Source organism: Brevibacillus gelatini, assembly GCF_050920745.1.
GTDB lineage: Bacteria > Bacillota > Bacilli > Brevibacillales > Brevibacillaceae > Brevibacillus > Brevibacillus gelatini.
Window position 1 is genome coordinate 3,820,424 of the sequence record NZ_CP154342.1, and the last position, 22,905, is coordinate 3,843,328.

Genomic DNA, 22,905 nt, shown 5'->3' on the forward strand with positions numbered 1-22,905 from the left:
CTACTCCATCTCCAGTTGCAGCGTGCTGCCTTTGCCCATCGGCTCTGCCGGGGTCACGACGAGACGGCGCGGCATGCGCACGCGTATTTCCGGGACGTGACTGATGACGCCAATCGTAAAATCGTCCATTCGCAGCCGCTCCAGCGCGTCCATGACGACCTCCAAAAGCTCCGGATCAAGCGTTCCAAAGCCTTCGTCCAAAAAGAAAAACTCCAGTCGGCCGCCGCGCATCTGTATCTCCATCGACAAGGCGAGTGCAAGCGCAAGCGAGGTCAAGAACGTTTCGCCGCCGGACAAGGTGCTGACCGGACGGCGCATTCCGCCCGCACCTTCATCACGCAGGACAAATTCGCCTTCGTCGCCGATTTCCAGTCCGTAGCGGTTCGCAGTCATCCGCTTCAAGTGATAGGAAGCATCCCGAGCGATGGAAACCAGCTTTTCCTCGGCGATGAACTGGACGAACGCCTTTGCTTCAAACAACTTTTTCAGCTCTTCCAGACGGCTTTGTTCGTCCTGCAGCTCGACGATTTGCTGGTGCAGCTCTTGCCACCTGCTATGGTTTTTCTCCATGCGCTCGACGTGCTCTTTGGCGACGGCGACCTGCTTCTGCGCCTCTGCAAAAGACTGCTCCCACGTCTCCCACGCTTCTTTGGCGCTCAAAAGTTCCTCGTGCGAGATCGTGCGGCCCGCGATGGCTTGCAGCAGCCTGTCTTCCTCGTAGCGAAGCTGTCCCAAGGCGCGTGTGTAAGCCTCGACTTGCTCCTTGGCCTGGGGCAATCGGTCGCGCTCCGCGTACGTTTCACGCACTTGCTCCAATGTGGCAAAGCCCGTCTCCTGCAGCCCCTGATACAAAGCCTCATGCGCCTCTGTGCGCTGTCTGGTCAAAACGGCCAACGTCTCCGAATGCTTGACCAAATCGTTTTGGAGGGCCTGCCTTGCCTCTGCGGCTGCCTTGCGCTTCGCCTCTGCCTCTGTCAGCGACTGGCGCAGTGAGTTTAGCGTCTGCTCGATCTTAGCCAGCCCTTCCTGTGCAGGAATGCCGCCAGTCCGCTCCAGCCACTGGGCATGCTTTTGCTCCCACATCCGTTTTCGGTCGGCCATCTTTTCACCGAGCGCGGATTCTCGCGATTTCCAATCGGCTTTTCTGGATTTGGCAGCTTCTACTTGGATCACTAGCTGGCTGCGCAAAGCTTCCTGCTCGGCGCGCACGTGCTCCAGCTCTGCCAGCTTTCTGTCCAGACGACCGATTTCCTCGTAGCGCTGTTCGATTTCCTCGATCGCCATCTCCTGGCGTACCGCATCCAGCTCTTCGCCTGCCTGCTTCGCCGCTGCTACAGCAACAGCAACGCGGGCGATGCTCTCATCCAACACCTTCTGCGCATGTTCGAGCAGCAGGGCGCTTTTTTCCATCATCCGCTTCTTCTCGACTTCTTCCTCGCGCAGCACTTCCAACTGTTTTTGCAAAAGCTCCCGTTCTTCCCTGGCCTGCTCGCGCTCGGCGTGCCTTTCCGCCAGCTCCTTTTCCTCGCGCTGGTAGACAGCGATCAGCTCTTCAAACGTCTCTACCGTCCAAGGCTGTCCATATCCGTGACACTCTGCCTTGACGGCGGCGAGCCGCGCTTCCAGCTCTCTGTACTCGGCCTTCGCTGCGGCTGCTCTCTCTTCGGCAGCAGCCAGCGTCCCTTTGGCCGTCACCCACGCTTCTTTCGCCTGCGCTGTCTTTTGTTCGGCTGCCTTCACGGCTTCTTCGCACGCTTTGATCCGGGCGCGCAGGTCGTCGCCCGCCGCTTTTGCTTCTCCGTCTGCCGGATGAGCTTGACCGTCCAGCGGATGATGCAGCGAGCCGCACACCGGGCATTCCTTGCCTTCTTCCAGCCGCTCGCGCAAGTAGCGAGCCATGTTTTCCTGCTGCCAGCGCTCCCACTCCTGACGCAGCCCTTCGCGGTCGGCCAGCTGTGCAAGAGCCTCGGCTTCGCACGCCTGAACCGCCTCGGTTAGCTCCTGGTAACGCTTCGCCGCTTGCTTTTGCTCCTGTTCGATCTGCTGCCGCTTTTCCTGCCAGCTAGCAATCGCCGTCAAGCCTTCGCGCCACTTGCGGCCCACCTGTTTCATTTCCGCCAGCACATGGCGCGACCGCTCCCATTCCTCGTCGCTCATGAGTGGTTTCTCCAACGCTTTTGCCAGCCGTTCTTTCTGCTCGGCCAACCGATTTGCGGACTGTTCCCACTCGCGCTTGTCCACACTGGCTCTCTCCGTCGCCGCTTGCAGACGAGTTACAGCCTCTGCCTGCTCCGCTTCCAGCTCGTGCAGCTTCTTTTTTTCCCGCTCCCACTGCTGCTTCGCTTCCCGCGCCCGCGCGACGCGATCTCGCCACTCCGGAGTCACCATCGCCTGCCTGCTCTCTTCCGCAAGCCTGTTCCACTCCTGCTCCCACGTTTGCAAGGCTCTTTCGTCCCGCTCAAGCTGCGCCTCTGTCTGCACCAGCCCAAGCGATACTTCCTGCCATTCGCGCGCAAGCACAGACTGCTCTTCGCGAATCGCTTTCAGCTCCGCTTCCCATTCCTCCGCCTGGACGAGTCGTCCTTTTTGCTGGATCAACTGCGGCTCCTGCGCCGTCAGCTCTGCCTGTGCCCGCGCGTACTCCGCTTCTGCTGCTTCCAGGGCAAGCCGTGCTGCCTCCTGCTGACTCCTGCTTTGCTCCAGTGCCTGTCCGGTCACTGTCCATTCCTGATCGAGCCGCTCGTATTGCTGCACCAGCGGCCACAGGCGAATGCTCGCTTCCCACTCGCGGATGCTGCTGGTGAGCCGGGCGATTTCTTCCTCCTTCGCTGTCTGCTCTTGCAACTGCTGCTGAACTTGCGCCAGCTCCTGCTGCCACTGGGCAAGCTGCTCCAGCTCCTTGAGCTTTTCAGCCAACTCCTGCTTTTGCCGGGTGAGTGCCTGCTCCATTTGCGCCGCTTCCTGAAAAGTCTGGCGCGCCAGCTCCAGCGCTTCCGGTCCCGCCTCTCCCAGTGCCGCCGTCTCCAATTGCAAACGGTGCATCTGCTCCTTTGTCTGGTCGAGAGCGTGCCGCACCCGTTCGCTCAGCTTTTCCCCATAAATATGTAGCCGGAACATCCGCTGCAACATCTCGTTGCGCTCGCTGCCGCGAAGTGTCAAAAAGCGGGAAAACTGCCCCTGCGGCAAAACAACTGCGCGGGTAAAATCCTGCAAGGTCAGACCAATCAGTTTCTCAATCGCCGCAGTAGCGGCCGTCGCCTTCGATTCCAGCACGACATCCGGCTCTCCGGTCAACGCGCCGGACTGGATCAGTCGCACCTCCGGCTGGCGTTTGTTTCCTTTTTTATCCAGACCAAATTCCCGCTCAATCGTATACCGCTTGCGCTCATCGCCTGTGCCCAGCTCGAACGTAAAGGAGACGAAGACGCGCTGCTCCAGCTGATTCAGCACTTCCTTGGGATGGTTCCCGCCGCCGAGCCGGACGACCTGTCCGTACAGCGCCAGTGTGATCGCATCCAGTATGGTCGATTTCCCGCTGCCTGTCGGTCCGAAAATGCCAAACAGTCCTGCCTGGCACAACATTTCAAAGTCAACCTCTTGCATTTCCCGATAGCTGTGCATCCCTGCCAGCTTCAAGCGAATCGGTCTCACGCTTCCTCCCCCTCTCCCCCGGTTTCCGCCAGCAGCCGCTGAAACAGGGCAACGAGCCGCTCATCCGGCGCCGCTCCCTTTTTGCGCTCATAAAATCTGCGAAACAACTGATCCGATGTCAACTCGGTCAATTCCACCCGCTGCGCTTCTTCCTCGTCGCGCTCTTCGCGAATGACGACGCGCTGGATTTTCACAAAGTCGTCCGACAGCTTGCGCACACGCTGAAACTCTGCCGGGTCGATCACATCCGTCACATGCAGCTCCAGATCGATCCAGGAGCCTGCGTCCCGCCCTTCCGCAAGCCAGCGCTCAACCTGGGCGATTCCTTCTGTCGCCTTCCAGCGCGCCAACGGACGGCCGCTCGTCAAATAAATAATCTCCTCCCGCACGTCATGCCCCGGCTCCACTTCGACCAGCACGACCGCCTTGCTCTGCCCCGCTTCGGAAAAGCTGTACGAGAGCGGCGAGCCGCTGTAGCGCACGAGCGGCTTGTCGCTGAGCTTTTGCAGACGATGCAGGTGGCCGAGCGCCACGTAGTCGGCGTTTTTCGGAAAAGCCTGCGGAGATACCGTCAAAGCGCCGCCAATCTGAATCGGCCGTTCCGAATCCGTCTCCATGCCCCCCATCACAAACAGATGGCTCGTAATCAGGTTCACGGTGTCCTCGCGAAAATGAACGGACAAATCTGCCAACAGCCGCGCGATCCGCTCCGAAAAGGCGAGCTGCATTTCCTCCTGCGTAAAACTCTCGCTGAGCAGCTCCTTCAGCCGCGATTCGGAAGGGTACGGCAAGGCGAGCACCACCGCATGGTGCTCGCAGCCCGGCACTTTCATTTCCAGCCAGGAGGGCCCTCCCTGGACGACCTGTACCCTGTCCGGGGACGGCGTCTGTGCGATCAACGGCGCTTCCTTCGGCAAGCCGAGCAACACAATTCCGTGCTTGGCCGCAAGCGGCGATGCTGCCCTGACCCGCTCCGGCTGGTCGTGGTTGCCCGCAATCACGATAACCCCCCGCCGCCCTTCCGCAGACAAGCGTTCCAGCGCCTCGTAAAAAAGTTCCTCCGCCCACGCCGGCGGGTTTACAGAATCGTACACATCTCCTGCCACCAGCACCAAATCCACTTCCCGCTCCTCCGCGATCCGGCAGAGCTCGTCCACAAATGCCGTCTGCTCCGCCCGGCGGTCGCGGCCTTCGAGCTGCCGCCCGAAATGCCAGTCGGCCGTATGTAAAATGCGCATGACTCCCATCCTCTCCACGATCATGTGTTTGCTTTTTATTGTAACAAAAGACAGAGCGGTGCGTGGTTGAAATTTACGGTACTTGTCGGTAACTTTTGCGCTCTGGTTGACCCCAACAATTAAAGTGGCTTACGCTGATTGCGGAGAAAATAAAGAATCTGCTAAAACAAGAGGTACTGTATACGGATGGGACAATTTTAGGAGAGGTAAAGGGGCTGCTAAGCACATGCGGGGGTAAATATGATGAAGATTAATTAATGCAACACTAGCGGTCAGCGAAATAGGTTCTTTTCGACAATGAGAGTGTGGTATTCTCCCATTGGTTATGTACACCGTAGAAAAACTGCACAAGGAAAGAGACGTGCAGGGAGCCAGTCTCCATTCGGATTAAGACTTCCAATACACGTCCCGGCAGTAAAACAAGCAGCTCTAAGAAATGGTTATAAAAAAATCTGGTCTGCAATAGCAATATCTTCATCCAATGAATCTTCAGGTAGATATAGTTGATAGCCTGTAAGGATGAAAAGTATTTTCATGCATTTTATCTCCTACTCATTAACTCTCGATATTAAAATTGAAGCTCCATACCATCAAATGCAAAAAAAACATTCTCCGGCAATTGTTTACTCATAATGTCGGCATTAATGTCATGCGATAGATGTGTCAAAACCATTTTTGTAGGTTTTAAAATTTCTTTAATTTCAAAAGCTTCCGTTACACTATAAACTGAGCGTTTATCCTTTTGGGTCTTTTCCTCCCAATAAGATGTACCAAGTATCAATGTGTCAAGGTTCAGAAAATAACTAAGTTGTTCTTCAGTCATATTAAATGAATCCGACACATATGCCCATCTATAGTCCTTTTTAGAAAAGACCAAGCCGTAAGAATATCCATTATGCCCATGGTTTACTTTTACAAATTGAATGTACCACTCTCCTAATGTGAACTCTTTACATCCAAAAAACTTTATTGAGTCTCTATTAGCCAAATATGGATAACGCTGAACGAGTTGGCTGATAACTTCGGGGGAGCCCACAATTCTAGAATTCACCTTATTCCAGAAGCATAGATCTGCATAATCTCCCAATCCTGCAATATGGTCATTATGTGCATGAGTGAACAGCACCGTATCTGGGATTAGTCCATGATTATGATGCATTATGTATTGTTGTTTAAAGTCGGGTGAAACATCAAGTAAAGCTGTTTTATTGTCATATGAAATAAGAACACTCGGGCGTCTTCTCCAATTATATCCATCATCGACGGTACAAACTTGACAGTTACAGTTGATCCGAGGTACACCTTGTGCATCACTTGTACCCAAAAATTTAATTATCAATTGAACCAACCCTCAATCTTCGACATTCAATTATTTTCTGTGTAATATATTACTATAAAAACCTAAATATGTAAACAACTTCTGCGACTAACCAATTAGCTATAATGAATCAGTACGGGTCAGAAGTAATTGTCAAAGACCCCAGCTAGTAGTTAGATGAGAGTTTTTCATCCAACGATTAAAACTGTGAACTCTCAGTCAGCTATTACTGTAAGCGCAACATGCACAAAGCCGCACCCCCTGCACAAAAGCGGGAGTGCGGCCTTTTCAAGCGCGAATCACTGTCTCTATCTCTGTTTTCTATTTTCTCAACTTGCCAGCCTGCGGCGACTTGTGCGCCTGCAAGCACATGTAGCTGATAACGCCAAAAAGAATGGTAATAATCATCGAGTGCAGCAGCGTAGCATACAGGTGAAGCTTGAATAAAACCACGAATCCGCCGCTGAACACCTGCAGGATGACGAGCACGAAAGCGAGAATGCTTGCGCTGTACAGATCGCGGCGCTTTTCCTTGAAGTGGCGCATCGCGTAAATCATCGTGCCGAGCAGCAAAAATACCAGAACCAACGCGCCCAGCCTGTGGGCAAAATGAATGCCTGTCTGACCGGAGAGCTGCGGAATCAGCTGCCCCTGGCACAACGGCCAGTCGCTGCACCCCATGCTCGATCCGGTATGCCGGACGTACGCTCCGAGATAGACCACCCCGTAAGTATACGCCGCCACGAGCCAGATCCAATTGCGAAAGCCCCGCGAAGCCGTATCCTGGACCATGCTCGCCATCTTGTCCCGCTGCAGCACGAACCCGGTCAACAGAAACACACCGGTAAAAGCCAGCAGGGAGAAGCCGAAGTGCAGAGCCAGCACGGAAGACGATTGCGGCCAGATGACCGCAGAAGCACCAAGGATGGACTCCAGAATGATAAAAAACAGACCGAACAGGGCGAGATTGCGCACTTCCCGGTTACCCCGATAGTGGCGCCAGCACAGCACGGAGAAAAGAACCACGACGATGCCGGCTACGCCTGTAATCAGGCGGTGCATGTACTCAATAATTGAAGCCAAGGTATACTCCGGGACCCATTTGCCATTACAGAGCGGCCAGTCGTTTCCACAGCCCAGACCGGAATCTGTTTTGGTCACAAGCGACCCGGCGAACATGACGATAAACATGACGAGAGTAGCAAGAACGGCTAGAGGTTTCAGCCATTTTTCCATAGTGAATACACCCTGTTTCCTGTGATGTTTGAGACTCTCGGTAAAGCAGCCTCTTAACTGTTGCCCTCTCTAACATTAATGAAACATCCCCTGCCAAGCAAGGGATGTTCCGTGAACATTTGGTGAGTGTTTCGTGTCAATAATGGTTCACCATTGTGCTGATAACGATGACGGCACAAAAGATGGTCAAATACAGAATCGAATAGCCGAACAGCTTGCGTGCCCAGGCGAGATCGTCTTTGGCCTTGAAGCCCTGGAACAGCAGCACCATGTACACGATGCCCATCAAGCCCATGACAATCAGGTAGACGTAGCCTACACTGCCATGGATAAAGAGCAAAAGCGAAGCCGGGAACAGGACAGAGCCCCACAACACCATCTGCCGCTTCGTTTCGGCAAAACCTTTCACGACTGGCAGCATCGGCAGATTGCCAGCGCGGTATTCTTCTGTTTTCAGCATCGCCAGCGCGAGGAAGTGCGGCGGCTGCCACAGGAACAAAATCAGGAACAGCAGCCATGCCGCCGGGTCCATGCTGTTCGTTACGGCTACCCAGCCGATGACTGGCGGAGCCGCACCGGAGATTCCGCCTACGACGGTGTTCAAGGTGGTCACACGCTTGAGCGGCGTGTAAATCAATACGTAGAAAATATGACCAATCAGTCCCCAGACAGCAGCCAGCGGATTCGCGAATACCGCCAGCACGGCCAAACCTGCGAGCAGCAAGCCAATTCCCAGAACAATCGCAACGCGTGGAGAGATCCGCCCGGCTGCGAGCGCGCGTCCTCTGGTCCGCTTCATTTTTTTGTCCAGATCGCGGTCATAGTAGTTGTTTAACGTCGCACCCGACATAATCACCAAAGCAGTACCGAGCATGGTAAAAATCGCCAGTTTCCAGTCTGGATAACCGTAAGATGCCAGCCATAAAGCAGCGAAGGTGGTCATCAGGTTGGACATGGTAATTCCAGGCTTTGTCAGTTCTACGTAGTCCCGAAAAGTTGCCGGTTCTCCCGGTTGTGCCTGCAGGGGCGTCTCACTATCAAGCGATTCCTGCATTGTCACTTGCTGGTCCACGTTTTGTACCTCCTGTCTGAATCTATCTGAACGTGTGAATTTCAATTGAAAGAACTAACTTTCATTGTATCGAAAGCAAAAGAAGCTAGTCAACTTGAAAAGCGCACACCCTACTTGCCAAAAATTACGTCCAGAACTCCGGCTGTTTCGCCGCCTGGATAAATGATGTAGAGCAAGGTATACACCGTAACTCCTGTAATGGCAGTAACAAACCAGACGATCGACGTCCACGGCCCGATTTTTCGATGGGCGGCAATGTTGTTCTTGTAGGCGTGTCTGAGCGTCACCAGCCCCATTACTCCCCCAACTGTAGCCAGCACGATGTGAAAGACCAAAAACGTCTGGTAGATCGGCTTCAAGCTGTCAGGCCCGCCAAAATGCGTGTTTCCGACAAAAGCCGTTCTGGATACATACGTGATGAAGAAGATCGTTGCACAGATGGCAGCCCACTTCATGATCTTCATATGTTTGTCAATTTGTTTCTTCGCGACCGCATACCAGCCACAAGCGACAAGAATACCGCTGATGACGATAAACGATGTGCTTATCGTAGGCAGCAAGATGGACATTTCTACACCTCATTCAAATAATCTATCTATTTTCTATGCCCTGCCTTCTTCCGTTGGCGGCGATTTCATCAGCAGACTGGCCGGCTGCTCATCCATCGGCAGGTCGTCCTGTTTCTCCTGCTTATACCAGTGGTAGAAGACATAGGCGAGTACAGAGCCGTACACAAGCTCCTGCATCAGCTTCATGATGATTCCGCCAAGCCGCTGGTCGCTGAAGGTGCTGAGGCTCGGGAACAGCTGCGGAGCCGAAATGTACGTCGCATACAACGGATCGGACGCAAAAATAATCAGCGCACAGGCAGGCGTAATCAGCACGCCGTTGATGAAGATGTACGCCAGCTTTTTCAATCCGGCAAGCTGTCTCTTGCTGTCGGACAGCGGGCTGACAATCGGCCACCACATGGCAAAGGCAGCCAGGATCAAAACAACATGGTAGGCCGTCATCCATTGATGATGAAGGGCCGCCGCGTCAAAAATAAACGGGATGTGGTAAAACGAAAACAGCGTATTGAACACAAGCGCTGCCACCAACGGATGAGTAAAGAATCGCAGCATTGCCTTGAGCGGTCTTGGCTGAAAGATTTTTTCCAAAAGCCACTCAGGCATCGCCAAAAGTACGATGGGAGGCAGGGCAAAATATAGGATCGATTGCTGCAGCATGTGCAAGCTGAACAAGTAATGATGGCCGTAATAGCTGATCGGGCTCCCTTGTGCTGCGTAAAACAGCAGCAGGGCAAAAACAAACAGCAGCTTTTGCCTCGTGGTTGCCATCGTGGCATTTTCAAAACGTTTATGCATGGGACCTGTCACCAGGAAATATACCGTAGCGATAAGCAGAGTGAATAGCATCACATCGGGACTCCACAAATCTGAAAAGGATGCCGTCCCGTTCATGGCTGACAGCTCGTGTTGATGCTGACCCATTCAAATCCTCCCTTCCTAATAGTAAAGCCTGGGGCTTCGCTACGTCAGTCGTTGCGGGACATCGCTCTATTAAGGGTGCCCTCTATACAATTTCCATTATACCGTTGATTCTCTTCTCTTTGATAATAAAAATGAACAAAGTATTGACAAATGCGCTGGCAAAAAAAGAGACCAGATTCTCTCTGGTCCCTTTGAAAAAGCTCGTTTGGCCTATATTCCGAAAGAAACAAATTTCGTTTCCAGATACTCATCCATGCCGTAGCGGCCGCCTTCGCGGCCGATGCCGCTTTCCTTGAATCCGCCAAACGGCGCTTGCGTCTGGGTCGGTGCGCCGTCATTGATGCCGACAATCCCGTACTCCAGCTGCTCTGCCATCCGGAAGCAGCGCTGGTTGTCACGTGTGTACACGTAGGCAGCCAGACCGTAGCGCGTGTTGTTCGCTTGGCGCACCACTTCTGCTTCGTCTGTGAAGCGAACGAGCGGAACGACAGGTCCAAACGTTTCTTCCTGCGAAATCTTCATCGCTTCTGTCACGCCTGTGATGACTGTCGGTTCGCAATAGAAGCCGTTCGCGTATTCGCCCTCGGTCAGGCGGCTGCCGCCGTAGACGACCTGTCCGCCTTTTTCCTTGGCGTCTGCAATATGCTCCAGCACTTTGTTCAGCGCGCGCTCGTTCACCAGCGGACCGATTTCCGTCTCTTTGAGGCGTCCGTCCCCTACTTTTGCCCGTTTCAGGCGCTCGACCAGCTTTTCGGTAAAGGCATCTGCCACATCCTCGTGGACGTACAGACGGTTGGTACAAATGCACATTTGCCCGGAGTTGCGGAACTTGCTCTCAAACAGCCCTTTTACCGCCGCATCCAGGTCCGCGTCCGGGAACACGATGAACGGCGCATGTCCGCCCAGCTCCATGCTGACGCGCTTCACCTGCTTCGCTGCGCCCTCCATCAGCAGCTTGCCGACGCGAGTGGAGCCTGTAAAGCCGATTTTGCTCAGCTTTGGATTTTCGATAAATTCCTGGCCGATCAATTCCGGCTTGCCGATGACGAGGTTGACGACGCCTTTCGGGAAGCCGGCTTGCTCGATCAGCTCAAACAGCCGAATTGCAGACAGCGGGGTTGCCTCTGCCGGCTTCAGCACGACTGTGCAGCCTGCTGCCAGTGCAGGAGCGATTTTGCGGGCGACCATGTTCACCGGGAAGTTCCATGGCGTAATCGCCCCGACCACGCCTACCGGCTGACGGAGCACCATGATCCGCTTGTTTGGCACGGACGAAGGAATCGTCTCCCCGTAGACACGCTTCGCTTCTTCCGCGTACCAGACGAAATTGTCCGCTGCTCCCAGCACTTCGCCTTTTGCCTCGCCCAGCGGCTTGCCCATCTCGGCAGAAATGATGCCAGCCAGCTCGTCGCGGCTCTTTTTAACCAGTTCGGACAAGGTGTACAAGTATTTGGAGCGCTCGCGGGCAGTCAGGCGGGACCAGCTCCCGAACGCTTCATGCGCAGCTTCAATCGCTTTTTTGGCATCGCGGTCATCCCCAAAAGCGGCGCTGCCCACGACTTCGCCAGTAGCCGGATTGACGATCTGAATCGTTTCCCCGCTCTCGGCGGAAACCCATTCTCCATTGATATACATTTGTTTGTACTCTCCCAAGACTATCGCTCCTCTCAATCTCTTTTCAATAGATTGGCTTTAAGGCCTCAAACGGATTTTTGCAATGCCGGCAGTACAAAATGCTGCGGCATGCAGCGGGGCCAAACAAGTTGTCAATCTGTGTATACGGGGAATCGCAGTAAGGACAGGCTACCTCCCAGACATCTCCCGGTTTGAAATCGATTGGCGGCGGGGCAATGCCAAAGCTTTTCAGCTTGCCTCTCGCCTCTGGCGCGATGCGATCAGACGTCCAGGCAGGGTCGTAGACAAACTGAACCTCGACTTTGCTGATGCCCTCCACCTCTGTCAGCTTTTCAGCGATGTTCTTTTTCATGATCTCAAGCGCGGGACAGCCGACGAAGGTAGGGAGCACGTCGACATGCGCGACACCATCCTCTACCCGCACCTGGTGGATCATCCCCATCTCTACCATGCTTATGACCGGAATCTCCGGATCAGTCACCTGTTGCAGCAGTTCCCAGCATGTCGCTTCCAGTCCATCGTGTACGTGCATTCCTTCCTGCGCCATGCAGATCACCCCTTTTACCAGCTCGCAGCCGGGTCGATGCGATACACTTCCGACAAGGTAGCCAGAGCCTGTACAAGCTCAGCCGTATGCTGGCCATGACGGCCGCGCTCCGCTGGTACTCCAGGCTCTCCCGGCCAGACAAGTCCCACTTTTTCGAAATTTTCCTGCGCAAGTGTGAGCCACTTCTGTTTCAGCTCGTCCTCGGCAGCAATCAAGCCGTAGCGGGCGATGCTGTCGGCGTTCGGGCCAAGCTGGCTAAGCTCTCCCGCATCCTTCCAAACTTTTTCAATCGCCACTTCCAGCCTTTGCCGCGCTTCAGGCGTGCTGTTCGCAAGCTGTTTCAGCCATACTTGCCAGTGCATCAGATGGTAGCGATGCTCCGTCAGCATTTTGCGGCTGACCAGTGTAAGCGGCACGTAGGAGGATTGGAGCAAAGCCTCCAGGCGCACTTGCTTGTGCAAGCCGTACACGTAGCTGCGAACGATTGCATACGCCCAGTCGTAGTGAGGATCGTTGTTGTAGTCGCCTTCCCCGTTTTTGCGCTCGACCAGAATCGCATTGCGGAACGCATCTGCGGCGCGAAGCTGCGCGAGGTCGTCTGCCTTGCCCACGCCAAGCTGCTCCAGCATTTCGTAAAACATCACGGCATGGCCCATCATATCCTGCGACATGGAAGAAAACGCGACGTCCTCTTCGATATGCGGGGCAAGCCCGAGCCATTCCGAGCCCCGGTAGGCGAGAATGAAATCGTCGTCAGCCAGTTGGAACAACAGGTCAGTCAAGGCTTGCGTGTATTCGTGGTTTTGCTTTGCCGCTTCTACTGTTTCTACCCGTGAAAAGTCGCCCATGATTGTATCCCCCCTGCTTAGCTGCCACTTTCTGCTTGCTTTTGTTTTGCTTCGTACTGCTCCCGATGATAGCGCCATCTCGCCTGCAAATCCCCGTAGCCTTTCGTCTCCCGGTAGCTCTTGTTGTCGATCCGCTCCAGAAACGGGCGTTCCTCCGGCGACAAGCTGTAAATGTCATCCCGCTTGACCACCCAGATATTAAAACAACTCTCTCGGCGCAGGAAGTTCTCTCGCGCCATCGCCAGGGCCACTTCCTTGTTCGGAGCCAGGAGGCTGAACTGGTGGACAAACGAAGCGTTTACGCTTTTTTGGCTGAATACCTCATAGATGAAAAAGTTGTTATTGGCTTCTGTCTCTTTGTTCATATCCATTCACCTACCCTACGTGGCGGCCGTACGCCATGATCGCGTCGCGCACCCATTTTGTTTCTGTATACGATGTTTCCCGAAGGTTCAGACGATGAGCAGAGCGAGGGCCGTTGCCTTTGACGATCTCTTTGAACGCTTCCCAGTCAGGCTGCTGGTACACCCACTGATCTTTTGCTTCGTCGAAGTAGATCGTATCGTCCGGAACGGTGAAGCCCAGGTGGAAAATGCGCGGCAAATACTTTTTCAAAAATGCCTGCCGCAGCTCTTCGTTGGTCTGCGTGCGAATCTTGTAGCGCATGTTGGTCGATTGGTTGCTCGTGATCGTGCCGTTCTCCGGCGGTCCGAAAAACATCAGCAGCGATGGCCACCAGCGCGTAATCGCTTCCTGCAGCATCTTACGCTGTTCCTCCGTACCTTCTGCCAGCTCCAGAACGATGCTCTCGCCATGCTGCGCATGGAATTTTTCCTCGGCACAGATGCGGTGCAAAGCCCGCGCATACGGCGCATACGATGTATCGAGCGACATGGATTGCGTAATGATCGCGGCTCCGTCGACCAGCCAGCCGATCACCCCGGCATCTGCCCATGTCGGCGCTTCCATGTGAAATACATTGTGAAATTTCAGTCTTTTCGCAAACAAATCTTGCATCAAGTCTTCGCGCGTCTTGCCGAGCGGTGCAAGCAAATCTTCTGCTACGCGCAGCAAAAGCTGTCCGTGCCCCATCTCGTCCTGCACCTTGGCCATGATCGCCAGCTTGCGGCGCAATGTCGGTGCCTTTGGAACCCATTCCTTTTCCGGCAAAGCGCCCATGATCTCACTGATCCCGTGCATCGAAATCAGCTTAATCAGTTGGTTCCGGTAATCGTCCGGCATCCAGTCGTCCGCTTCGATCTTTTCCCCACGATCGATTCTCGCTAAAAACGCTTCCATTTTTTCGTTTTCCGTCAGATTCGAACGTTCCAACTGTGTTTGCATGGAGAAAACCTCCTTTAACTTGTTGTCCATTATGATAAAATCATACTACGTTTTTATAACGTAATAATAACATAACGTCATACGTTTTTGCAATACGCTTCCGGCCCGAACCCGCTTATTCCTGCCGCCCGGATAGCACGGCTGCCTTCTTCAGCTGCTCTGCCATATGCCGCAGCTCCTGCATGACCGCATCCAGCTCCTGTATGCGCGTCGACTGATGCAGGCTGTGATTCAGCGTCTTTTCCATCTCGACAGACACCGTACCGACCAGAGCGTTCATCTCATCCAAAATGCGAAAAATATCCTTTGCCGATGATGAGGTCGTCTGCGAAAGCTGGCGAATCTCTTCTGCCACGACGGAAAATCCGCGCCCTGCCGCTCCGGCCCGCGCAGCTTCCAGCACGGCATTCAGGCCGAGCACGTTGGAACGGGTGGAAATGTTGCGAATCAGCTTGTTGATTTGCGTCGTCTCTGCGATTTTCACACCCATCTGGCTGGCTGCGTCGCTTAAGGTGTGGCTGGCCTGCGCCAGATGGTCTGCGTCTTTGGCCAGGCTTTCCGTATGTGCCGCAATGTTTTCCAGCGCTTCCGTCAAATTTTCCGCCAGGCTGCGCAAACGGTCTTCCTGGTCGGTAGTCACCCCTGTTGCCAGGCAGCCCACCACTTGTCCGTTTTCGACAATCGGATAGCCGACTGCTATATAGGGAATGCCGTAAATTTCTTTGGAGATTTTTTTCACGACCCGCTTGTTTTCGGCGATGGCTGTCGCATTGATGCTGCCGGGGCGCAGCGGGTCGCCTATTTTGATCCCCAGATTCAGCCCCTTTGCCGGATAGTAGGCGAGAAACTTTTCCCGGTCCGTAACCCCGACCATGCAATCAAACAAAAACGCTTTTTGCAAAATGGGCGCGACCGCAAGCAAGCTGTTTAAGAGCTGAGACATCGTCTATCCCTCCTCGCCGGGGACGAAAACGGCTATTCCCCCCGCAACTGTCACATCTGCGGAAAGAACAGCCATCGTCGCCTACTGTTTCATCAATTTTGTTATTTCAAAATCTGGAACTTGCCATCTTTCACTTCGACCATAATCATGCTGTCTTCCGTCAAGCCGTTGTGATCGTCAGCAGAGAAGGTAAACTCCCCTGTAACACCCACGTAGTTCACTTTTTCCAAAACTTCACCGAGCTTGGAAGCATCGCCGCCCGCCTGCTTCAAGCCTTCCACGAGCAGGTTCAAGCCGTCGTAGCCGTATCCGGCAAAGCCGTCCGGCAGCTCGTTGTACGCCGCCTTGTAGCCTTCCGAGAATTTTTTGATGATAGCCGCTTGCGGATCGTTCGCGTCGATCTGATCTGGCACCAGCAGCTTGCCCGCTACCATCAGGACGCCTTCGCCCGCATCGCCAACCAGCTCAAGAAACTTGCTGTTCGCCGAGCCGTGGCTGCTGATGATCGGAATGCCAAGGTTCAACTGCTTCGCTTCTTTTACAATCGTCGCCGGTCCAGGGTTGGTACCTGCCACGATCAGCACCTGTGCATCCGTGCCCTTGATCTTGGTCAACTGGGAGCTCATGGACGGGTCCTTCGTGCCGTACTTCTCTTCGGCCACAACTGTAATGCCGTACTCCGGCGCATACTTTTTCAGTTGGGTTGTCCAGCCGCTTCCGTAAGGGTTGCTGTCGTTGAGCATGGCGATTTTCGTAATGCCTTTTTCTTTCAGATATTTAAACACGCGCTTTGTGCCATGCACATCGGTATGCGGTGTTTTGAAAATGCCCGCACGCACAGGGTTGGTAATCTGGTCGGCTGCTGCCATCGAGATCATCGGCAGCTTCTCGGCTGCGGCAAACTCCGCCATCCCCAGGGAAGGACCGGTGCCCGACGAACCGAGCACAGCGACTACTTTTTCTTTGGAAACAAGCTTTTTGATCGCTTTGACCGCTTCGGTGTTATCCGACTTGTCGTCTTCGAACACCACTTCCAGCGGACGACCATCCACACCGCCGGATCCGTTGATTTCCTTGACCAGCAGCTCAACCGCCTGCTTTTCCGGTACACCGAGCGGGCTGTTCGGGCCAGTGAGGGAGAAAATCGCCCCTACCTTGATCGGTTCTTTGCTCTCTGCCCCTGTCGCTGCAGGCTGCTCGCCGCCGGATGGCTGCGCTTGCTGCCCGCCGCCGCCACAGGCACTGAGCATGACAAGAGAAGCAATCGCAACCGGATACAGCCACTTGCTGACGATTCGTTTTTTCATCGTAAAGCCCCCTTCGATTTTCTGTCTTCTTTATAATGTCAAACCGCTTTGTGGGAATGACCCAAATAAGCGGATTGCACTCGCGGATCGTTGCTGATCTCTTCGGCGGTCCCTTCCAGCATGACCTCTCCCGTACTCAGGACGTAGGCCCTGTCGGAGATGGCCAGCGCAGCGCGAGCGTTTTGCTCGACCAGCAACACCGTCGTGCCCCATTGGGAGCGAATCTCCTGCACAATCGTCAAAATTTCCTTGGCAATCAGCGGAGCGAGGCCAAGCGACGGCTCGTCCAGCAGCAACAGTTGCGGTCTGGACAAAAGCGCCCGGCCGATTGCGAGCATTTGCTGCTGCCCTCCTGAAAGCGTTCCCCCCAGTTGCCACTTCCGCTCCGCCAGAATCGGAAAGCGCTCGTAAACAGTCTGCATTTCTTTGGCGATTTCTTTTTTGCTCGTCTTCGGCATGCGGTGAGAAGCGCCGAGCCACAAGTTGTCCTCTACGGTCAGCGTGGAAAAAATTTGCCTGCGCTCCGGCACGTGCGCCATCCCGCGCGACACCACAAGCTCAGCCGGAATCCCCGTAATGTCTGTGTCGCGGAACCAGATTTTTCCTTGCTTCGCGCTGTGCAGCCCGCAGATGCAGTTCAGCAGCGTCGTTTTGCCTGCGCCGTTTGCGCCGAGCAGCGAGACGATCTCCCCTTCGTTGACCTGCATCGTAATGCCGTGCAGCACTTCTACGGGACCGTAGCGAGCCGTGATGTTGTCCACTTTCAAAATCGCTTTCTCCATCTGTCTTCCCCCTACTCTTCTTCCGTTCCCAAATAGGCCGCAATGACGCGCGGGTTCTCCTGGATTTCGCGCGGGGTTCCTTCCGCAATTTTCGTCCCCTGATCGAGGACGACGATGCGGTCTGCAATCGTCATAATCATGTCCATGTCATGCTCTACCAGCAAAATCGCCGTGCCGCTGTCGCGAATATCGCAAAACATCCGGCTCATCTCCGCTGTCTCTGTATGGTTCAAGCCTGCTGCCGGCTCGTCGAGCAAAAGCAGCTTCGGCTCCGCGACCATCGCTCTCGCAATCTCCATCAGCCTCAGCTTTCCGTACGGCAGGCTTCCCGCGAGCTGCCGGGATTCCGCCGCCAGCCCGACAAGTCCGAGCCAGGCGTGCGCTTTTTGTTCCATCATTTTTTCTTCTCTTTTCGCGCTGCCCAGGCTCATGCCGCACGCGAACAGGCTTGCGCGCGTCTTCGTATGCATCCCCACCATGACGTTTTCCAGTACGGTCATATCGTCAAACGTCTGGAGGTTTTGAAAGGTACGGGTAATTCCCAATCCGGCATATTCGTAGCCGGGTACCCGCGCCATCGGCCTGCCCTGGAAGCGAATCTCGCCTTCGGAGGGCGGAATGACACCCGACACCATGTTCAGCACGGTGCTTTTCCCCGCGCCGTTCGGGCCGATCAGCGCCAGAATCTCGCCTTCCTGCACCTGAAAATTCACCTGGTTGACTGCTCGTACTCCGCCAAAGTCGCGGGACAGCTCTTGCACTTCCAGCAAAGTAGTCATGTTGCCGCCTTCCTTTCTACCCGCTCGCCAGACTGCGTCTTCGCGGCTGTTTCTTTTGCCTTTTTGGCCTGCGCTTTTTCATAGGCGGAACGGATACGCGGCACAAGCCCCTCCGGCATAAACATGACGATCAAAACGAGGATGCCGCCGAAGACAATCGTATCGACGTCGCCTTGCAAGCCTGGAATGACTTCGCTGAGCAGAATCAATCCTTCGCTGATAAAACCGATCAGTACAGTCCCGATCAACGCGCCCCAAATGCTCGTCATCCCCCCGATGACGACCATCGTGAGAAACTTGATTGATTCGTGCAGTCCAAAAGGCTGCGGATCGAGAATCCCCATGTAGTGGGCGTACAGGCCTCCGGAAATTCCGGCGAACATCCCGCTGACCACGAAGGCGTTCAGCTTGAACTTGCGCACGTCAACGCCCATCGAGGTAGCGGCAATCTCGCTTTTGTGAATTGCCCGAAAAGCTCTGCCGACCCGCGAATGCATGAGGTTGAGTGAAAACAGCAGCACACAGGTGACGAGCGCCCAGATCAGATAGTACATGGACAGCTCGCTGTCGCCGAAGAACGGCACCTGCGGAATGCTAATCATCCCGCTTGCCCCGCCAGTAACCGGCTCCCATTCGGTAATGCCAATCTGGACGATGTAGCCGAAGGCCAAGGTCGCCATGGCGAGATAGTAGCCTTGCAGTCCGGCGATTGCCCTGCCGAGCAGGAAAGCGAACAGGCCGGGAACGATTGCCGAGGCGACGAGGCCGACGAACGGCGACAGCCCGTACTTCGTCGTCAGGACAGCGGACGTGTAGGCGCCGAGTCCCCAGAAGGCTGCTTGTCCGAGCGAAATCTGTCCGGCAAGCCCCATCAACAGGCACAGCCCGATGGTCACGATGGCATGCAGCCCGATAATAATCCCGACCGAGCGGTAATACTCATCCGGCATCACGAACGGGAACACAATCATCAAGGCGAGATAAATGCCGATGCCTTTTCCCCATTTCTCCAACAACTGCTTCATCTACAGCCCTCCTTTTCCTACACTGCGTTCTCCAAAGAGGCCGGATGGCTTCACCAGCAGCATGCCAATCAAGACGAGAAACGCAATTGCGTCCTTCATGCCGGAGCTGACGTATCCTGCTCCGAGCGACTCGACGATCCCGAGCAAAAAGGCGGCAACCGCTGCGCCGAGCGGATTGCCCAGACCGCCCAGAATGGCTGCGGAAAATCCTTTGATTCCGAGCAGCACACCGATGTCGTAGGAGGTCACGTTAAGCGGCGCAATCACGATCCCTGCAATCGCTCCGGTGGCCCCGCTGATGGCAAAGGCGAGCATGCTCATCTTCGTGGGAGAAATCCCCATCAGGCGCGCCGCCATCGGATTGATCGAACAGGCGTTGATTTTTTTCCCTAGAATCGTCTTTTCCATCAAGTACCAGAGAAGCAACAAAACGATAAGGACAGCAGCCAAAATCCACACGCTTTGCGTCGCGATCGTCACACCACCGAATGAGATTGGCTCGTTTGTTGTGATCGGTGCGAGCGAAAAAGCGTCCTTTCCCCAAATAAAGCTGGCGATACCTCGTATCAAGGTGGAAATGCCAATTGTCAAAATTATCAAACTAATTGGATTAGCTTTTTTCACATACGCGATAATATACTTCTGCATGATGATACCGATTACTGTCACTGCCAAGATGGCGAGCAGCGCTGCAAGTCCGTACGGCAGATTCATCCCGATCAAGGCAACTGTCACCATGCCGCCCAGCATCAAAAATTCTCCCTGTGCGAGATTGATGACCTTGCTCACGTTGTAAATCGTGATGAATCCGACCGCGACAATCGCATAAATACCGCCACTGACCAGGCCGTTTGCGACATACTGTAACAGTTCCGTCATATTCGTGCTGTACCCCCTTTGTTTCGCGTCCAACCCTACCTACCATCTAAAACGCTTACATTTTACTAATTGGAAAACATATTGCAGAAGAAATGCCCTAGCAGGTCACTAGGGCGCTTTCTTCGTAGCAATCGCTTAAAGGACGGGTGCAGCTTCATACACCGTCTCGAAGAATCGAACTGCCCCTGGATTCAAAAGTTTATAGTAGTTTTGGAACAATTGATCGGCTTCTTTGCCTAGCCACAGCGCTGGCAGCAGTTCTTGCGGCAGGTCCGGGTCGATAAACAAAAATTTGCGGTACTCGTGGACAAGCTTGGTCTTTTCCACAAAGCAATGGCTGTCCGCAACTCCCTCGCCGCTATGAATCTTCGCCGACAGCTGCTCGAACTGCTCGCGGTACGTGTCGATGAATTCCTTGTACTTCGCGTTGATCTCATCAATGTTCCAGCATTTTTGCACCAGTTGCTTGGGATCGCTCCAGCCCAGATGCTCTGCGCTGAAAATTTCCACGTGCTCCGTGATCCCGTGCGCCTCGGTCAGCTCTTTCACCCGGTCTGCCAGGTTGTTGGGGCTGATCCACGTGCTCGTCGTCAGCATCCCGAAGCCCATCCAGCCCAGTTCCTTGCGCAGTTGGTCCCGCAGAGCGCGGCGCTCCTCCGGTATGTTGTAGCTGGCAATGCACCACTTGCCGTCCCAAACATCTGTCTCGACTTTATAAATGCGGGCCGCTGCTTCCTCCAGCCGTTTTTTCCCACGCTCCGATACCGAGTAATAGCTCTTGTTGCCTACTTTTCTCGACTCCAGCCAGCCCTGGCGAAGCATCCGGGAGATCGCTGCGCGAACAGCAGGCTCGGACAGTCCGAACTCTCCCATGAGCCGTGTCAGACTACCGATCCAGATTTCGCTTCCGTAATGTCGGACATATTCTCCGTAGATCGTAAAAAGCATGGATTGTGGCTTCACGTTTTCTTCAACCCCCAGATCGATTCATACCTATTCGCTGTGAAATTGTACCATATTCTCTAGCAAGTGCGTGAACCGATCGAGAGTATGACGGTAAAATTATATTACGTTTTGGTAACGTAATTATATTAGAACATTTTGAAATAGTCAATTTATTCTGTACTATTTATTTTCCGCGCCAATCTCCGCTTGCAACGCCTCAAACCGCCGTCTGATTTCGTGCTTGTTGAAGATCGCCTGGGTAAACGTTCCGACCCCGACGCGATTGCGAGCGGTGTCCGCTGTCACCTCGCACACCACCCGTTTTTTTGTCACTTCCTGGCAAACAGCCCTGAACGTCACTGTCTGGCCGACTACTGCGGGTCCGACATGACGGATGTCCACAGCGAAGCCGGAGCCTTCCTCGTCCTCTTCCAAATAAGGCAAAATCACCTGGCGTCCTGCCCACTCCATGTAGTAGATCATGCTGACAGTCGACATGACCGGATGCACGACCTCGCCTTCAAACCTGGGCAGCATGTCTTCGGTGACGACCACCGTAAACTCGGCAGTCGTCCCCGGTTGCAATCCTTCCTTCACGCACGTTCGCCTCCCGTCTCCCGCAAAAGCCTATACGCGCTCAATAATGGTGGCAATTCCCTGGCCCACCCCGATGCACATCGCAGCCAGGCCGTAACGGGCTTCACGGCGCTCCATCTCGTACAGCAGCGTCGTGAGGATACGCGCGCCGCTTGCCCCGAGCGGATGGCCCAGCGCAATCGCTCCGCCGTTGACGTTGACCAGGTCCGGGTTGACGCCCAGCTCGCGCACGCAGGCTACTGCCTGGGCGGCAAACGCTTCGTTGAATTCGAACAGTTCGATTTGTTCTAGTGTCAGGCCCGCCTGTTTCAGCGCCTTGCGAGTTGCGGGAACAGGGCCAATGCCCATGACGGACGGATCGACCCCTGCCACTGCGGACGCGACGATGCGCGCACGCGGCTTCAACCCGGCTGCCAAAGCTGCCTCCTGCTCCATGACGAGCAGAGCGCTTGCCCCGTCATTCAAGCCGCTGGAATTGCCGGCAGTAACCGTGCCATTTGCCTGAAAAGCGGGCTTCAGCTTTTGCAGTTGTTCCATCGTCGTCTCCGGACGCGGATGTTCGTCGCGGTCAAACAACGTCACATCCCCTTTGCGTCCTTTCAGTTCGACCGGAACGATCTCCTGCGCCCATTTTCCTTCTGCGAGGGCGCGGGCGTAGTTTTGCTGGCTGCGCAGCGCGAACTCATCCTGTGCTTCGCGGCTGATGCCGTACTGCTCCGCGACCTTCTCCGCCGTCTCCCCAAGGCTGATCGGCGGGTACAGCTCTTTCATTTTATCGTTGACCAGCCGCCAGCCGAGCGTTGTGTCGACCAGTTGCTGGTTGCCGCGCTGAAAAGCGTTCCCTGGCTTCATCATCACAAGCGGAGCGCGCGTCATGCTCTCCAGCCCGCCTGCGATGTACACCTGACCTGCGCCGGCCTTGATCGCATTGGCACTCTGATTGACAGCTTCCAGACCGGAGCCGCACAAGCGGTTGACCGTCACGCCCGGCACTTCGACAGGCACGCCCGCCAGCAGCAAAGACATGCGCGCCACATTGCGGTTGTCTTCGCCTGCCTGGTTGGCGCAGCCCATGATGACGTCATCTATCGTCTTGGGGTCTATGTCGTTTCGTTCCAGCAGCTTTTGAATGACCAATGCCCCCAGATCATCCGGGCGCACCTCTTTCAACGCACCGCCAATCCGTCCGATTGGCGTCCGCACAGCATCGATAATGACAGCGTTTTTCATCTTCCACTCCTCCAATGCAGTAGGACTTGTCTTTAC

The 22,905-nt window shown here is 54.7% G+C and carries 21 protein-coding genes; all 21 read right to left on the reverse strand.

Annotation, left to right across the window (positions count from 1 at the left end; translation table 11 throughout):
• The 21 genes from AAFJ72_RS18445 to AAFJ72_RS18545 all read right to left on the reverse strand — a co-directional run bounded on the left by AAFJ72_RS18445 (position 1) and on the right by AAFJ72_RS18545 (position 22,869).
• Positions 1-3,651: an AAA family ATPase gene (locus AAFJ72_RS18445; protein ID WP_432775171.1), complete on the reverse strand. Its 3,651-nt coding sequence runs from the start codon at positions 3,649-3,651 to the stop codon at positions 1-3.
• Positions 3,648-4,889 (reverse strand): exonuclease SbcCD subunit D, encoded by a 1,242-nt coding sequence (locus AAFJ72_RS18450; RefSeq protein WP_122905619.1) that lies wholly within the window; start codon positions 4,887-4,889, stop codon positions 3,648-3,650. Before AAFJ72_RS18450 ends, AAFJ72_RS18445 begins: the two co-directional genes overlap by 4 nt.
• 568 nt (positions 4,890-5,457) lie before the next feature.
• The gene (locus tag AAFJ72_RS18455; protein ID WP_122905620.1) at positions 5,458-6,228 is read right to left on the reverse strand and encodes an MBL fold metallo-hydrolase; all 771 of its coding nucleotides are present in this window, start codon (positions 6,226-6,228) and stop codon (positions 5,458-5,460) included.
• Positions 6,229-6,528: 300 nt separating this feature from the next.
• Positions 6,529-7,443, reverse strand: coding sequence for a COX15/CtaA family protein (locus AAFJ72_RS18460; protein ID WP_432775172.1), 915 nt, complete (start codon positions 7,441-7,443; stop codon positions 6,529-6,531).
• Between the two features lie 136 nt (positions 7,444-7,579).
• The gene (cyoE, locus tag AAFJ72_RS18465) at positions 7,580-8,515 is read right to left on the reverse strand and encodes a heme o synthase (RefSeq protein WP_122905622.1); all 936 of its coding nucleotides are present in this window, start codon (positions 8,513-8,515) and stop codon (positions 7,580-7,582) included.
• Positions 8,516-8,625: 110 nt separating this feature from the next.
• Positions 8,626-9,084, reverse strand: a complete 459-nt coding sequence (locus AAFJ72_RS18470; protein ID WP_122905623.1) for a DUF420 domain-containing protein — start codon at positions 9,082-9,084, stop codon at positions 8,626-8,628.
• A 33-nt stretch (positions 9,085-9,117) separates the two neighbouring features.
• Positions 9,118-10,008 (reverse strand): cytochrome c oxidase assembly protein, encoded by an 891-nt coding sequence (locus tag AAFJ72_RS18475; protein ID WP_122905624.1) that lies wholly within the window; start codon positions 10,006-10,008, stop codon positions 9,118-9,120.
• Between the two features lie 210 nt (positions 10,009-10,218).
• Positions 10,219-11,661: an NAD-dependent succinate-semialdehyde dehydrogenase gene (locus AAFJ72_RS18480; protein ID WP_122905625.1), complete on the reverse strand. Its 1,443-nt coding sequence runs from the start codon at positions 11,659-11,661 to the stop codon at positions 10,219-10,221.
• A gap of 25 nt (positions 11,662-11,686) precedes the next feature.
• Positions 11,687-12,190 (reverse strand): 1,2-phenylacetyl-CoA epoxidase subunit PaaD, encoded by a 504-nt coding sequence (gene paaD, locus AAFJ72_RS18485; protein ID WP_432775173.1) that lies wholly within the window; start codon positions 12,188-12,190, stop codon positions 11,687-11,689.
• A gap of 14 nt (positions 12,191-12,204) precedes the next feature.
• On the reverse strand, positions 12,205-13,038 hold the full coding sequence (paaC, locus tag AAFJ72_RS18490) for a 1,2-phenylacetyl-CoA epoxidase subunit PaaC (protein WP_432775174.1): 834 nt from the start codon (positions 13,036-13,038) through the stop codon (positions 12,205-12,207).
• 17 nt (positions 13,039-13,055) lie between these two features.
• Positions 13,056-13,403, reverse strand: coding sequence for a 1,2-phenylacetyl-CoA epoxidase subunit PaaB (gene paaB, locus AAFJ72_RS18495; protein ID WP_122905628.1), 348 nt, complete (start codon positions 13,401-13,403; stop codon positions 13,056-13,058).
• Between the two features lie 10 nt (positions 13,404-13,413).
• Positions 13,414-14,382: a 1,2-phenylacetyl-CoA epoxidase subunit PaaA gene (paaA, locus tag AAFJ72_RS18500; protein ID WP_122905629.1), complete on the reverse strand. Its 969-nt coding sequence runs from the start codon at positions 14,380-14,382 to the stop codon at positions 13,414-13,416.
• Between the two features lie 115 nt (positions 14,383-14,497).
• Positions 14,498-15,325 carry a methyl-accepting chemotaxis protein gene (locus AAFJ72_RS18505; protein WP_432775176.1) on the reverse strand — a complete coding sequence of 276 codons (828 nt, stop codon included), beginning with the start codon at positions 15,323-15,325 and terminating at the stop codon, positions 14,498-14,500.
• Positions 15,326-15,426: 101 nt separating this feature from the next.
• The gene (locus AAFJ72_RS18510) at positions 15,427-16,632 is read right to left on the reverse strand and encodes an ABC transporter substrate-binding protein (RefSeq protein ID WP_432775177.1); all 1,206 of its coding nucleotides are present in this window, start codon (positions 16,630-16,632) and stop codon (positions 15,427-15,429) included.
• A 38-nt stretch (positions 16,633-16,670) separates the two neighbouring features.
• Entirely contained in the window at positions 16,671-17,414 is a 744-nt protein-coding gene (locus AAFJ72_RS18515) for an ABC transporter ATP-binding protein (RefSeq protein ID WP_432775179.1), read from the reverse strand.
• Positions 17,415-17,425: 11 nt separating this feature from the next.
• Positions 17,426-18,193, reverse strand: coding sequence for an ABC transporter ATP-binding protein (locus AAFJ72_RS18520; protein WP_432775180.1), 768 nt, complete (start codon positions 18,191-18,193; stop codon positions 17,426-17,428).
• On the reverse strand, positions 18,190-19,218 hold the full coding sequence (locus AAFJ72_RS18525) for a branched-chain amino acid ABC transporter permease (protein ID WP_432775182.1): 1,029 nt from the start codon (positions 19,216-19,218) through the stop codon (positions 18,190-18,192). Before AAFJ72_RS18525 ends, AAFJ72_RS18520 begins: the two co-directional genes overlap by 4 nt.
• A complete protein-coding gene (locus AAFJ72_RS18530; protein WP_122905635.1) occupies positions 19,219-20,097 on the reverse strand; it encodes a branched-chain amino acid ABC transporter permease in 879 nt (292 codons plus the stop codon).
• Positions 20,098-20,232: 135 nt separating this feature from the next.
• Positions 20,233-21,060 (reverse strand): phenylacetic acid degradation operon negative regulatory protein PaaX, encoded by an 828-nt coding sequence (gene paaX, locus AAFJ72_RS18535; protein ID WP_122905636.1) that lies wholly within the window; start codon positions 21,058-21,060, stop codon positions 20,233-20,235.
• Between the two features lie 162 nt (positions 21,061-21,222).
• Positions 21,223-21,639, reverse strand: coding sequence for a thioesterase family protein (locus AAFJ72_RS18540; RefSeq protein ID WP_122905637.1), 417 nt, complete (start codon positions 21,637-21,639; stop codon positions 21,223-21,225).
• Positions 21,640-21,669: 30 nt separating this feature from the next.
• Positions 21,670-22,869 carry a thiolase family protein gene (locus tag AAFJ72_RS18545; protein WP_432775183.1) on the reverse strand — a complete coding sequence of 400 codons (1,200 nt, stop codon included), beginning with the start codon at positions 22,867-22,869 and terminating at the stop codon, positions 21,670-21,672.
• Positions 22,870-22,905 lie beyond the last annotated feature (36 nt).